The 12,106-nt window shown below is 58.5% G+C and carries 10 protein-coding genes; 3 read left to right on the top strand and 7 right to left on the bottom strand.

Going from position 1 to position 12,106, the window contains the following annotated elements:
• Window positions 1–107: 107 nt before the first annotated feature.
• A complete protein-coding gene (locus AC0T4W_RS17890; RefSeq protein WP_476321258.1) occupies window positions 108–881 on the top strand; it encodes a ferredoxin--NADP reductase in 774 nt (257 codons plus the stop codon).
• Here the strand turns inward: AC0T4W_RS17890 and AC0T4W_RS17885 are convergent.
• The 5 genes from AC0T4W_RS17885 to AC0T4W_RS17865 all read right to left on the bottom strand — a co-directional run bounded on the left by AC0T4W_RS17885 (window position 832) and on the right by AC0T4W_RS17865 (window position 8,286).
• Window positions 832–3,267 carry an ATP-binding protein gene (locus AC0T4W_RS17885; RefSeq protein ID WP_476321256.1) on the bottom strand — a complete coding sequence of 812 codons (2,436 nt, stop codon included), beginning with the start codon at window positions 3,265–3,267 and terminating at the stop codon, window positions 832–834. The two genes, AC0T4W_RS17890 and AC0T4W_RS17885, sit on opposite strands and share 50 nt — an antisense overlap.
• Window positions 3,268–3,399: 132 nt before the next feature.
• Window positions 3,400–4,512 carry an ABC transporter substrate-binding protein gene (locus AC0T4W_RS17880; RefSeq protein ID WP_476321254.1) on the bottom strand — a complete coding sequence of 371 codons (1,113 nt, stop codon included), beginning with the start codon at window positions 4,510–4,512 and terminating at the stop codon, window positions 3,400–3,402.
• A gap of 3 nt (window positions 4,513–4,515) precedes the next feature.
• Window positions 4,516–6,738, bottom strand: a complete 2,223-nt coding sequence (locus tag AC0T4W_RS17875; protein WP_476321252.1) for a putative bifunctional diguanylate cyclase/phosphodiesterase — start codon at window positions 6,736–6,738, stop codon at window positions 4,516–4,518.
• A 383-nt stretch (window positions 6,739–7,121) separates the two neighbouring features.
• Window positions 7,122–7,535 (bottom strand): large-conductance mechanosensitive channel protein MscL, encoded by a 414-nt coding sequence (mscL, locus tag AC0T4W_RS17870; protein ID WP_476321250.1) that lies wholly within the window; start codon window positions 7,533–7,535, stop codon window positions 7,122–7,124.
• Between the two features lie 67 nt (window positions 7,536–7,602).
• Window positions 7,603–8,286 carry an EAL domain-containing protein gene (locus tag AC0T4W_RS17865; protein ID WP_476321248.1) on the bottom strand — a complete coding sequence of 228 codons (684 nt, stop codon included), beginning with the start codon at window positions 8,284–8,286 and terminating at the stop codon, window positions 7,603–7,605.
• Between the two features lie 198 nt (window positions 8,287–8,484).
• Between AC0T4W_RS17865 and AC0T4W_RS17860 the strand changes: the two genes are divergently transcribed.
• A complete protein-coding gene (locus AC0T4W_RS17860) occupies window positions 8,485–8,727 on the top strand; it encodes an HP1242/YdcH family protein (RefSeq protein WP_476321246.1) in 243 nt (80 codons plus the stop codon).
• A 127-nt stretch (window positions 8,728–8,854) separates the two neighbouring features.
• Window positions 8,855–10,219 (top strand): DNA repair protein RadA, encoded by a 1,365-nt coding sequence (gene radA / locus AC0T4W_RS17855; protein ID WP_476321244.1) that lies wholly within the window; start codon window positions 8,855–8,857, stop codon window positions 10,217–10,219.
• 47 nt (window positions 10,220–10,266) lie between these two features.
• Here the strand turns inward: radA and AC0T4W_RS17850 are convergent, their stop codons facing one another.
• Together AC0T4W_RS17850 and glyA are read right to left on the bottom strand one after the other, a co-directional pair.
• The gene (locus AC0T4W_RS17850) at window positions 10,267–10,638 is read right to left on the bottom strand and encodes a PilZ domain-containing protein (RefSeq protein ID WP_476321242.1); all 372 of its coding nucleotides are present in this window, start codon (window positions 10,636–10,638) and stop codon (window positions 10,267–10,269) included.
• Window positions 10,639–10,776: 138 nt separating this feature from the next.
• A complete protein-coding gene (gene glyA / locus AC0T4W_RS17845) occupies window positions 10,777–12,030 on the bottom strand; it encodes a serine hydroxymethyltransferase (protein ID WP_476321240.1) in 1,254 nt (417 codons plus the stop codon).
• Window positions 12,031–12,106: the final 76 nt, after the last annotated feature.

Below are 12,106 nucleotides of genomic sequence, written 5' to 3'. Positions count from 1 at the left end.
ACAGGTTCTAAGGGTAAAGGCCAAGAGTCCCCAGGTTTTGCCGGTGTTTGTCAGCCCGGCGTTGCGCCACACTGGGGTTATGCAATCCGCATAAACCCGGTGTCCGCATGACCAGCGACGACAAGTTCACCCAGCAAACCCTTACCGCTATTCAGGTCTGGTCGCCCAGCCTGTTTAGCCTGCGCTGTACGCGTGATGTGGGCTTTCGCTTCCGGGCCGGGCAGTTCGCCCGTCTCGGCGTAGAAAAAGCTGACGGCTCGGTGGTTTGGCGCGCGTATTCGATGGCGTCGGCGCCCCACGATGAATTCCTCGAATTCTTTTCCATCGTCGTGCCGGGCGGCGAGTTCACCTCCGAGCTAAGCCGGTTGCAGGTCGGCGACAGCCTGTTGGTGGAGAAACAGGCGCTGGGTTTTCTCACCCTGGATCGCTTTGCCGATGGTCGCGACCTTTGGCTGCTGGCCAGCGGCACCGGCCTGGCACCGTTTCTGTCGATTCTGCAGGGATTGGAGGTATGGCAACGCTTTGCCCGTGTGGTGCTGGTGTACAGCGCACGCACGGCCAGCGAGCTGGCCTATCAGCCGCTGATCCACGGGTTGATGCAGCAGGAGCATCTGCAGGCGTACGCCGAGCGTTTTGTCTATCTACCGCTGGTCACCCGCGAGCAAGTGCCCGGCTGCCTGAATGGGCGCATCACCCGCTTGCTGGAAAGTGGCGAGCTGGAACGAGCGGCAGGGCTAAGCCTTGATCCGGCGCATTCGCGGCTGATGGTCTGCGGCAACCCGCAAATGATCGACGACACTCGCGCGCTGCTGAAACAGCGCGATTTGCAGCTCAGTCTGACTCGTCGGCCGGGGCAGGTGGCGGTGGAGAACTATTGGTAGCGGCTGGCGCATCAACAGGCGGCGCGTCAGCGAGCGGAGCACTGATCGGCAGACGAATGGCGAAGCGCGCGCCCCAGCCCAGCTGGCTGGCAACCTCTAACCTACCGCCTAGGACGCCTGTGACCAGGTTGTGCACGATGTTTAGCCCCAGCCCGCTGCCACCTTGACCCAAGCGGGTGGTGAAGAAGGGGTCGAAAATACGCGACAGATTTTCTTCGCTAATTCCGTGGCCGTTATCCGACAGTGCCAGCTCAATCCAGCCTGGCTCATAGGGGAAGGCATACAAGCCGATTTTGCCGCGCGTAAGCCCATGCAGGCCGTGGATCAGGGCGTTGTTTATCAGGTTAACCAGCACTTGCCCCAGCGCACCGGGATAGCTGTCCAACTCAATGCTGTCGTCGATGTTGCTCTCGATCTCGAACGGTGTCTTTTTTAGGGTTGGGCCCAGGGTGATGAGGATTTCCTTGATTACCTCGTTGAGCTGGAAGCGCCTGCGTTGGGCGCTGGCCTGATCGACCGCCACCTGTTTGAAACTGGTAATCAGCTCGCTCGCTTTGCGCAGGTTGCGCACAAGAATGTCGGTGGCTGTTTTGTTGTCCTCGATAAACTGTTCCAGCGTGGAGCGTTTCAGCGTGCCGCTTTCGATGGTGGAGGCAATGCTGCGGCTATGATCTTCCAGGGTGCTGGCCGCCATTAAGCTGTTGCCCACTGGCGTATTGAGTTCGTGGGCAATGCCGGCCACCAGCGAGCCAAGCGCTGCGAGCTTTTCACTCTGCACCAGTTCATTGTGCGCCCTTTGCAGGGAACTCATGGTTTGGTTGAGTTCTGTGTTGCTCTGGCTAAGGGCTTCGGTGCGTTCTGCAACGCGCAGCTCCAGGTTGGCATTCAGTTCGCGGTAGGCGATTTCTGCTTTTTTCTGCTCTGTGACGTCGATGTCCATACACACGAAGATCTGTTGCCCTTGATTGCTCGGCAAAGCGAATGTCGTACCTAGAACAAATACTTGGCGCTTATCCGGCAGGCGCACTTCGCTCAGGTAAGGGCCTATAGCAGTGCCCTTGGCGGTTTCTTTGAGCATGGCTTTAAACAACTGCTGTTGTTCGGCGGTATAGAACAATTTGTCGAGGGTCTGGCCTATCGCCTGGTCGCGGCTAACGCCGTACAGCGTTTCACTGGCATGGTTCCACAGCACAATGTGGCCTTGCGCGTCGAACCACTGTATGGCCACGTTGGGTGTGTTTTCCAGGGTGGCAAGCAGGCGATCTTCACTTTCGCGGAAGCTCTGCGCCGTCGCCTGCAAGGCTTCTTCCCGTTCGCGGATCGCCCCCACCATGCGCTTGAGGCTGTCGCCCAAGGTATTGAGCTCACTGATTGATGCGGTTTGTACCGCTAGGTCGTAACGACCGTCGGCAATCTGACTAACCTGGCGGCTGAACAGCGATATTTTACTGGCCAGGCTCCAGCTGGTGAGTGCCGCAATGCCCATTGCCACTGCCAGCGTGGCAGCCAGTGAAAAGAGCAGGCGCTGCCAAGTTGAGCTCAGCAGGGCGTAGGCTTGCTCGCTGGGTTGAACTACCAGCACTTGCCACTCGGGGCCGTGTACGGTTCGCACCAGGCCGACCATGTCCTGATTATCAATCTGTAAGGGCTGCAAGTGTCTGCTTGTGCCTTGGAGCACGGCTAGATGACCTAAATTCAGTTGCTGACCGACTTTGCGGGTTTTAGAACTGGCGATCAGCTGGCGCTGGCGATCCACTATCAGTACTTGCAGCGCACCATCTTGGCTTAACTGGCGGGCCAGTTCGGGTAGGGGTGTGATGGCCACTTCACCGATCAGCATGCGTTGGCCGAGTGGCCAGGCGAGGGCTACAGCCAGGCGTGAGCTGACGGTGGACATAAAACTGTCGGACCAAGCCCCCGTTTGTTCGGTCTGAGCTTTACGTACGAAATCCCGTGCCGAGATGTCCAGGCCGTAGAGGTTTTGCCGTAGGCTGCGTTTGGCTTCAGGTATGCCGATTGCGCGGATGCGCCCTTGCGCGTCGCTCAGGTAGATGGCCTCGTAGAAGTCTGAGGTGTCCGCATAGGCGTCGAGCAGCGTCTGTATTTGCGCTTCACTGAGGTCTGCCGCACTGTTGAACAGTTTGGCCAGTGAACCCAGTTCGCGGTCGGCGGTGGCAAAGTGGCGTTCCAATTGACGGGCGATATTGTCGGCGGCGAGCCCCTGGCGAGTATTGATGCCCTCGAGCATCAGGGGTTCATAGTACAGCCGAAATAACAGTGCAACAGCGAGGATTGGCAGCGCCGCCACGAGGGTAAATCGGCTGGCCAGGGTGATCAGAAGAGGGCGTGCCTTGAGCAGATTTTTCAAGGGCGATGAGGCAACCATGCTGGATCACTCGTAGGTAGAGACGGTTGTTTGTCGTCGCTGAACTCATCGAGGCCGATCGGCTGTTTGGGCCTATTCGATATCCTGCAGGCGCTGAGCCGCGTGGTGACGGTCAGGTCTGCGGTGCGGCGTTTAATCAGCATAGTGGTACTGGCCGTTGCGGATATAGGTGAGGTAGGTGCTCGTGTGTGCGTCACCGAAGGCGTTGAACTCTATGGAGCCCTGCACGCCAGGGAAGCGGCGTAGGCGCAAGAGGGTTTGTTTGAGGGTTTCATCGTCGCGTTGCTCGCTCAAGCCCTGAAGTACTATGCGCGTGGCGTTATAGGCGGTTATGGCCGGAAAACCGGGATCTTCCCTAAAACGCTCGATAAAACTCTCGCGAAACGCGATATAGGCCGGGGACTGGTCTTGGGTGTTGATGTACTGCGCGACGATCACGTCCTCCGCCGCTTGGCCGGCTAACTCAATTAGCTTGCCGCTACCGGCCCACTCAGAGGTGGCAATGGTCAGCGACTCTTGCTGTTGGCGCAGCTGATTGATCAATAAGGCGGCGTCCAGGCTACTGGTGATCAGTAGCACGGCTTGAGGTGCTTTGGCTAAAGCTTGGCTGGCTATCAGGGCATAGTCGGGCGATGAGGACGATTCAAATGCTGTGGTCTGCACCATGCTTCCGCCCAGTTCGTCAAAACGCGCGTTGAAATGGCCTGACCAGGAGTCGGTGTAAGCTTTATTGCGATGATCGACAATCAGGCTGATGCGTTCGATATTGTGGGTTTGCCGTAGGCGAGTGGCTATCGAGCGGGCATGTTCATCATTGCTGCCAATGGTGCGGAAGAATTGATCGTCGCGGCGGTTAAGCCTGTCGGTGCTCACCGTACCCCCCATCAACAGCACCCCTGCCTCAGTGGCCAATGGCGCGAGGGCCATGGCAACCGCGCTGGTCATAGGGCCTATGATGGCGTGTACCTGTTGTTGAAGAAGGCCGGCCAGGGCTTTTTTACCTTGTTCCGGGTTCAGCTCGTCATCACGGATAATCAGTTGCACATGGCCTTTGCTGTTATGCGTTGCCGCGTTGTGTTGTTCAATGGCCAGTTGTGCTCCGTTGCGGGCTGCCAGGCCGAGGTCGGCGTTGGCCCCGGACAGGCCTGCTATAAAACCCAGGCGGATCGGCTCGGGGTCACTGCAGGCGCTGCCGAACAACGCCAATACCATGAGGGCTAGGTGCGGTAAGCTCAAACGGTGCATGGCTTATTCGCTCTGTTGCATGGTGATAAAGGTCAGCAATTCGTGCAGCGGCATGGGCTTGGCAAACAGGTAGCCCTGACCCTCGTGGCAACCCATCTGCTTGAGCAGTGTTGCCTGGCTTTGCTGTTCAATTCCTTCGGCAATGACCTCCAGGTTAAGGCTCTGACCCAGCTGGATAATTGTTTCGACAATGCGCCGACTGCCGTCGCTTTGCTCCAACTGGCGAATAAAACTAAGGTCTATTTTCAGGCGGTCTACGTTCAATTGCTCAAGGTAGCTGAGCGAGGAAAAACCTGTGCCGAAGTCGTCCACGGCCAGTGTTAGGCCACGCGATTTGATCTGCTCGATGAGCACGGTCATCAGATCGGCCTCGAGCATGGCTATAGACTCGGTGATCTCAAGCTCAACTAGCTGCGGTTGTACGCGGCTCTCCGCCAACGCGCTGCTGAGCATGTCGATAAAACCTGGATGGCGCAGTTGCACCATTGATACGTTGATCGCCATGCGCAGCGCATAGGGGCTGTGTTGGTTGATTTTGCCCAAGTCATGGCAGGCCATGCGTAGCACCCACTCACCCAGCGCGACGATCAAGCCTGAGCTTTCGGCCAGTGGAATGAACTCGGCCGGCGAGACGAAGCGGTTGTCTTCGGTGCGCCATCGCAACAGTGCTTCGACGCCGACCAATTGGTTGCTTTGTAGGCTGAACTGCGGTTGGTAAACCACGTACAGGCGCTCGTGTTCGAACGCCAGGCGCAGGTCTTGAAGTAACTGCACCCTGGCGCGGGTCTCAAACTCCATCAGGCGGGTAAAGTTATGCACACTGCCGCGTTGCTGCTGTTTGCCGTGTTTAAGGGCGATGCTGGCCGCTTTAAGGACGTCGCTGCCTGTGCCATCCACTTGGTCCAGCCGGGCAAGGCCAATGGTGGCGGTGATGCGCTGGCTAAGCTTTTCAAGCTGCAAGGGGGCGTGTAGCAGGCTTTGCAAGTGCTCGGGGCTGAGTGTGCTGTGTTCGGCTAGGATGCCGAACACATCGCCATCCACCCGCGCTAGCAGGCTACTGCTCGGCAGCGAGATCTGCAGGCGCTTGCTCATGGCTTGCAGCATGGCATCGCCATACTTGTGCCCCATGGTGTCGTTGAGCTCTGAAAAACCATCGATATCGAGCACGGCCAGAGTCAGTTCGCCGCCGGTGGTGCTGGCCAGGGCGCGATCCAGGGCATGTACCAGCGCCAGGCGGTTGGGAATGTGCAGCAGCTGATCGTTGTAGGCGTGGTCCTTAAGCTGGTTGAGCAGTAGCACGTTCTCCAGGGTGACGACGATATTGCTGCAAAACACTTCCAGCAGCTGTTTGTCCAGCTCGTCCAGTGCGTGCTCGGTTTGTAGGTAGGCGGCCATGTGGTTGTGGCCTTGGCTCTGGAAGAACAACGTGGTGCTGGTCTCGGCGTAAAGATTACGCCGCTCGCTGAGCGCTTGCTTGAGGGCCTCCGCCACGTTCAGGTCGGGCAGCTGGCTCAGTTGTTTATCGATGCAGCTCGTAAGATTGCCGGCTGCGGCCACGATCAAGGCATTAGCCGGTAAAAGTTCATGGTCGTAAGCGCATACCAGCCCTTCAGGAGGGAGGCCGAGTAGGCCGCAAATCTGCGTGATGACGCCAGCGGCAAATTCACTGACGCCTTGGCGCGCCAGTAGCTGGCTGCTGGCGCGAATCACCATGCCCAGGCCACGGCGACTGGCGTTGATGGTGTGAATTTGGTCGTAGGAGCGAATGGCGGTGGTCAGCGAGGTGTAGAGGCGATTGCGGGTCAGCTCAGATTTGGTTTTGTAATCATTGATGTCGTAGTCGCGAATGGCTTCCAATTCCGGTGCGTAACCCGGTTGCCCGGTGCGAAGGATTATGCGCGTTTCGTTGTTGCCCATCTCTTCACGAATGCGTTTAACCAAGTGCAGGCCGGCATGCTCCGACTCCATCACCACATCCAGAAGAATCACCGCCACTTGAGGGTTTTCGTCGAGCAGGACGGTGGCTTGCTCGGCCGAGTAGGCATGCAAAAACTTGAGCGGGCGGCTGAGAATCTCTGTGTTGGCCAGGGCGAAGCAGGTGGACTGGTGAACGTCCTGGTCGTCATCCACGATCAGCACATTCCAGCTGTGTCGAGGGTTCTCCGCAAGCTCCTGGCCGGGTTCGGCGTCGAAGTTGAAGAGTTCGTCGTCGGCATTATCGGTCATGATTCGGCCTTAACTAATTAAGAAGAGCCCAGCGTCTAGAGGCCAGGGTTTGCGCTTGTTGCGCTACCTGTCCTATGTTTCGCTGCGCAGCCAGCGTTAGCTGCCTAGGCTAAAACGCATCACAGTTTTCTGCAGTCTAGTTAAAAAGCGGGTGTTGGCAGGGCCAATTTGTAAGGCTTAATGTGAGTTAAGGATGGTCTGAAAAAGCCTCCCCCTCGTAGAGTGCAGCCAATAGCCATATGGCTTGCGCGGCTATCGGTATTGTCACGCTCGACCCACAGGGGGGGGAGCAACCGGCACTGGAAATAGCAGCTTTAAAATACGGCCGCCGCAACAACAAGCTTGCAAAGCGCCGCAAGGACTGTAGACAGCCTCCCTGCCGGCTACTCCTTGGCTTGCTGCGCTTTGAGCAAGTCGCGGATTTCGCTGAGCAGTTGCTGATCCTTGGTCGGTGCGGCGGGCACTTCAGGTGCGGCTTCTTCTTCGCGCTTGAGTTTGTTCAGCACCTTGATGCCCATAAAGATGGCAAAGGCCACAATCACAAAATCAATCAGGCTCTGGATAAATTTGCCATAGGACAGGGTCACTGCGGCGATATCGCCCTCGGCTGCCTTGAGCACTATGGCCAGGTCGGAGAAGTCCACGCCGCCAATCAGCACACCCAGTGGCGGCATCACCACGTCACCGACAAAGGACGAGACGATCTTGCCAAAGGCCGCGCCGATGATGATGCCCACGGCCATATCGACCACGTTGCCTTTGACTGCAAAGGCTTTGAATTCACTGAGTATGCTCATACTGCGTTCCCTGGTAAGTGAGGTTGCGCTGAGTGTAATTCAGCGCGCGTCGCTTGCCAGCCACTTATCAAGCAGGGTAATTGACCTCGGGTAGCGACTCGAAGCCCGGTTTGGCCAGCAGGTAACCCTGAAACAGCTCCACGCCCATGTCGCGCAATGCATGCAGTTCACCGAGGCTCTCGATGCCTTCGGCAATCACTCGGATATTCAGTTTGCGGCACATCTGCAGGGCGGCTTCGACCAGAATCTGCCGCACGCTGTCCTGATCGATATTGCGGACCAAATGCATGTCCAGCTTGATCAGGTCGGGCTGAAAGTCGGCCAGCAGGTTGAGGCCGGCATAGCCTGCGCCAAAGTCATCAATCGCCGTCATAAAGCCCTGCTTGCGGTACGCGCGAAGGATGTTGGTGAGGTGGTCGATATCTTGCACCTGCTCCTGTTCGGTGACCTCAAAGATGATCCGCTCCAACGGGAAGTTGAAGCGTTTGGCCGCTTCCAGCGTCGCGCGGATGCAGGTTTCGGGCTTGTACACCGCGTTAGGCATAAAGTTGATCGAAACCATGGCCGGCACCTGCAGTTTGGCTGCCCATTCCAGGGCGGTAATCCGGCAGGTTTGATCGAACGTATAAAGATTATCTGCGTTGAGCTTACTCAAGAGGCTGCCGGCGGATTCACCGGCGGTGCCGCGCACCAACGCTTCGTGGGCGAATATGGTGCCGGTGTTCAGGTTGATAATGGGCTGAAAGGCCATGCTGATAGGGAATCCCAATCCTTTGCCGTCACGGCACGCCGAACATCCTGATGTTGTACTCATAACCTGTTCTCTTTAATGGCTCCTGACGCTTGGGCAAAGATAGCAGAAATTGCCTGGGACCCCTGTTGCAAGCCATTCGGCAGATGCGGCGCGACTGGGCTAGGCTCAGTGGAGGCCCGCCACGAGGATGTTGCTATGCCACTGGAACATCATCCGCTGCACCGCGAGTTTCCCGAATTCAAGACGCAGCTGCACACCTTGTTGTCCAGTGATGGGCACTTCGCTCGCCTGGCCGAGGAGTATGAAGCGCTTGATAAGCGCATCTATGAGGCGGAAAGCGGCCGGGTGGCCATGGATGAGATGTTGCTGCTGGGCCTGAAGATGCAGCGCGTCAGTCTCAAGGACGAGCTGGTCGGCCTTCTGGGTAGCGCGCCATAACGTCATTGGCTGTTTTTGCCTTGCAGGCTCCTAGCTCGCGAGATCCTAAACAGGTTCTAAGTTGCGGGACTGTAAATATATCCAGCTATTTCGTATGATCCGGGCTCAGCGTTTATAGGAGTCCGTCATGGCCAAGGCCAAGCGCATGTATGGCTGCACTGAGTGCGGCTCGACCTTTTCCAAATGGGCCGGCCAGTGCGGCGAGTGCGGGGCCTGGAACACCCTGGTCGAGACCCTGCTCGAAGCCAATGCGGCAACGCCCAGCGGACGTTCCGGCTGGGCGGGTGAGCAGGTGCAGATCAAGACCCTGGCCGAGGTTAGCGTCGAGGAAGTGCCGCGCTTTTCCACCGCATCCGGCGAACTCGACCGCGTACTAGGCGGTGGATTGGTTGATGGGTCGGTGGTGTTGATCGGCGGTGATCCCGGTATCGGCAAATCGACCATCCTGCTGCAGACCCTGTGCAATATCGCCACGCGCTTTCCCGCGCTGTATGTCACTGGCGAGGAATCCCAGCAGCAGGTGGCCATGCGCGCCCGCCGCCTGGGCTTGCCGGAAGACAAGCTCAAGGTCATGACCGAAACCTGTATCGAAAGCATCATCGCCACCGCGCGGCTGGAAAAGCCCAAGGTGATGGTGATCGACTCGATCCAGACCATCTTTACCGAACAACTGTCCTCCGCTCCTGGTGGCGTATCTCAGGTGCGCGAGAGTGCGGCGCTGCTGGTGCGCTTTGCTAAACAGAGCGGCACGGCGATATTTCTGGTGGGCCATGTGACCAAGGAGGGCGCCCTGGCTGGCCCGCGCGTGCTTGAGCACATGGTCGACACCGTGCTGTATTTCGAAGGCGAGTCCGATGGCCGTCTGCGCCTGCTGCGTGCGGTGAAAAACCGCTTCGGCGCGATCAACGAGCTGGGTGTGTTCGGTATGACCGACAAGGGTCTGAAAGAGGTCACCAACCCCTCGGCGATTTTTCTTACGCGCGCCCAGGAAGAAGTTCCCGGCAGCGTGGTAATGGCCACCTGGGAAGGCACCCGGCCGATGCTGGTGGAAGTGCAGGCGCTGGTCGATACCAGCCATATGGCCAACCCGCGCCGCGTGACGCTAGGTCTGGATCAGAATCGCCTGGCCATGCTGCTGGCGGTGCTGCACCGCCATGGCGGTATTCCCACCTACGACCAGGACGTGTTTCTCAACGTGGTTGGCGGGGTCAAGGTGCTGGAGACTGCATCGGATCTGGCCCTGATGGCCGCAGTGATCTCCAGTCTGCGCAACAAGCCGCTGCCGCACGATCTGCTGGTGTTTGGTGAGGTCGGTTTGTCCGGCGAGATACGCCCGGTGCCAAGCGGTCAGGAGCGTTTGAAAGAGGCGGCCAAGCATGGCTTCAAACGCGCCATTGTGCCCAAGGGCAACGCGCCGAAAGATCCGCCGCCGGGTTTGCAGGTGATTGCTGTAACGCGCCTGGAGCAGGCGTTGGATGCGTTGTTCGAGTAACAATCGAACAGGCAGGCGTAAAAAAGGAGGCGAGGCCTCCTTTTGCTTTACTCGTCTTCGCCTAATGCGGCCAGTTCGCGCTCCAGCAGGCTCTCATCGCCGAGGTTCAGCTCTACCAGACGGCGCAGGTGGCTGATCGAGTCGAGGTCGATATGCCGGCAAACAAAGCCGAGCAGGTCTGCCTGGGTGCGGGTCAGTACCATTTCCATCTGCACGCGGGTGTCGTCGGCCAGTTGGATATTGGCCTCGAATGGTTGGTTAGGATCGCCGTTCCAACCGTCGGGGCGCTTGATCAACAGGCCTTTCAGCGACACGTCATGCAGTTCAACTGCCCAGCGCCGCTCTTCTTGCACGATCTCTGTGGGGGCGTCGAAGGCGATGCGGTGAAAGCGCCGCCGCTCATTGGCTGTTTCGCTCATGCAAAGAAACTCCTGCGAGGTTTTATCCACTATAGCCAAGGCTGCTGCCGGTGGCCTGCTTTATCTGCGTGAGCCGCATTCTACACATAGAAAAAACCCGCCAAACAGGCGGGTTTTCCGTGTGGGCGCTGGCTGAACTTAGTTGCCGTAAACCGGGAACTTGGCGCAGACCGCTTTCACCTGCTCGCGAATACGGGCTTCAACCGCGTCGTCGCCCAGGTTGGCGAGGATTTCGCAGATCCAGCCCGCCAGTGCGCGGCACTCGTCTTCCTTGAAGCCGCGGGTGGTCACGGCTGGGGTGCCGATGCGCAGGCCGGAGGTGACGAATGGCGAGCGTGGATCGTTTGGTACGCTGTTCTTGTTCACGGTGATAAAGGCGCGACCCAGGGCGGCATCGGCGTCTTTGCCGGTGATGTCCTGCTTGATCAGGCTGAGCAGGAACAGGTGGTTCTCAGTGCCGCCGGAAACCACGTCGTAGCCGTTTTCAATAAACACGCTGGCCATGGCCTGGGCGTTCTTGATTACTTGCTGCTGGTAGGTCTTGAACTCAGGCTGCAGGGCTTCCTTGAAGCACACGGCCTTGGCGGCGATCACGTGCTCCAGCGGGCCGCCTTGGCCGCCTGGGAATACTGCGGAGTTGAATTTCTTCTCCAGCGCTTCGTTGGCGCGCGCCAGGATCAAACCGCCGCGCGGGCCGCGCAGGGTTTTGTGGGTGGTGGTGGTGACCACGTCGGCAAACGGCACCGGGTTCGGGTACACGCCAGCAGCAACCAGGCCGGCTACGTGGGCCATGTCGACGAACAGGTAGGCGCCGACCTTGTCGGCGATGGCGCGGAAGCGCGGGAAGTCTAGAACCTGCGAGTAAGCGCTGAAGCCGGCGATGATCATCTTCGGCTTGTGCTCAACGGCCAGGCGCTCGACTTCGTCGTAATCGATCAGGCCGGCATCGGTGATGCCGTACTGCACGGCGTTGTACATCTTGCCGGAGAAGCTGACGCTGGCACCGTGAGTCAGGTGGCCGCCGTGGGCCAGGCTCATGCCCAGTACGGTGTCACCGGTCTCCAGCAGGGCCAAATACACGGCGCTGTTGGCCTGGCTGCCGGAGTGCGGCTGAACGTTGGCGTAGTCGGCGCCGAACAATTCTTTGGCGCGGTCGATGGCCAACTGCTCAACGATGTCGACGTATTCGCAACCGCCGTAGTAACGCTTGCCTGGGTAGCCTTCGGCGTACTTGTTGGTCAGCACCGAGCCTTGGGCTTCCATCACAGCTGGGCTGGTGTAGTTCTCCGAGGCGATCAGCTCGATGTGATGTTCCTGGCGCTGGGCTTCTTGCTCCATCGCGGCAAACAATTCGGCGTCATAACGGGCGATAGTCAAATCACGGCTGAACATAGCATTCCCCTGAGAAAATCAGCTGGGCGGTAGAAAGAGGGGGCGAATTCTACCCCATCCGTCATAAACAGGCATA

The organism is Pseudomonas sp. C7.1 (genome assembly GCF_056312395.1).
Note: the sequence above shows the minus strand (reverse complement) of the source record. Positions and strands in the feature narration are given on the sequence as shown.

What these genes read in the sequence shown, in the direction of transcription:
- AC0T4W_RS17890 (WP_476321258.1), top strand. Translation starts at nt 108, where the DNA reads ATGACCAGCGACGACAAGTTCACCCAGCAAACCCTTACCGCTATTCAG.
- AC0T4W_RS17885 (WP_476321256.1), bottom strand. Translation starts at nt 3,267, where the DNA reads ATGGTTGCCTCATCGCCCTTGAAAAATCTGCTCAAGGCACGCCCTCTT.
- AC0T4W_RS17880 (WP_476321254.1), bottom strand. Translation starts at nt 4,512, where the DNA reads ATGCACCGTTTGAGCTTACCGCACCTAGCCCTCATGGTATTGGCGTTG.
- AC0T4W_RS17875 (WP_476321252.1), bottom strand. Translation starts at nt 6,738, where the DNA reads ATGACCGATAATGCCGACGACGAACTCTTCAACTTCGACGCCGAACCC.
- mscL (WP_476321250.1), bottom strand. Translation starts at nt 7,535, where the DNA reads ATGAGCATACTCAGTGAATTCAAAGCCTTTGCAGTCAAAGGCAACGTG.
- AC0T4W_RS17865 (WP_476321248.1), bottom strand. Translation starts at nt 8,286, where the DNA reads ATGGCCTTTCAGCCCATTATCAACCTGAACACCGGCACCATATTCGCC.
- AC0T4W_RS17860 (WP_476321246.1), top strand. Translation starts at nt 8,485, where the DNA reads ATGCCACTGGAACATCATCCGCTGCACCGCGAGTTTCCCGAATTCAAG.
- radA (WP_476321244.1), top strand. Translation starts at nt 8,855, where the DNA reads ATGGCCAAGGCCAAGCGCATGTATGGCTGCACTGAGTGCGGCTCGACC.
- AC0T4W_RS17850 (WP_476321242.1), bottom strand. Translation starts at nt 10,638, where the DNA reads ATGAGCGAAACAGCCAATGAGCGGCGGCGCTTTCACCGCATCGCCTTC.
- glyA (WP_476321240.1), bottom strand. Translation starts at nt 12,030, where the DNA reads ATGTTCAGCCGTGATTTGACTATCGCCCGTTATGACGCCGAATTGTTT.